We start from the raw sequence: 530 nt of genomic DNA, 5'->3' as shown, positions 1-530 counted from the left end.
AGCGTGTTCACGGCAATACCGCCGAGCGCATCGAGGTACTCCTTGCCATTCACGTCCCAGACGCGGCAGCCTTGGCCTCGTTCCAGAGCGATCGGGACGCGGCCATAGGTGTTCATCACGTGGGGCGAGGCAGCCTCAATGAAAGCGGTCATTGCAAAAATCTCCCAAGAATGCAGGGGTGGCATGGACATTGCGTCCGTGCCCGGGTTGAGCGAACTACAATTTTAGATGGGCCAGGCAGGATGAAAATTGAGGAATACGCATTACAGCCGTGCAATGGACCCATGGACCGCTCGGTTGCTTAGCTTGACTCTTGTATAAGAGTTAGAATCTTCCATTGACCTGCCGGCGGCGATCCCGCTGTGGTCACATCACTTTGCACAACGATATCGATGGTCTCCCCCAACTCACAAGAACTGTTCATCCAGGGCCTGACCCGGGACGGAAAAACCTTTCGGCCCAGCGACTGGGCAGAGCGCCTGGCCGGCGTCATGAGCCAGTTCCGCCCAGGGGGGGCCCATCCCGGCAGC

Annotated in this window: 1 protein-coding gene and 1 pseudogene; one reads left to right on the top strand and one right to left on the bottom strand. The window is 58.3% G+C overall.

Annotated features, from left to right (window positions below):
* A pseudogene (locus D3H34_RS33720) lies at positions 1 to 152 on the bottom strand (aminotransferase class III-fold pyridoxal phosphate-dependent enzyme); the annotation flags it as partial.
* A 240-nt stretch (positions 153 to 392) separates the two neighbouring features.
* Between D3H34_RS33720 and D3H34_RS33715 the strand changes: the two are divergent.
* Positions 393 to 530: DUF3579 domain-containing protein (locus D3H34_RS33715; protein ID WP_119558936.1), on the top strand; the 138-nt coding region annotated here is incomplete at its 3' end.

It is taken from the genome of Acidovorax cavernicola, from assembly GCF_003581445.1.
The sequence above is the reverse complement of the archived record's forward strand: the minus strand, read 5'-3'. Positions and strand labels throughout refer to the sequence as shown.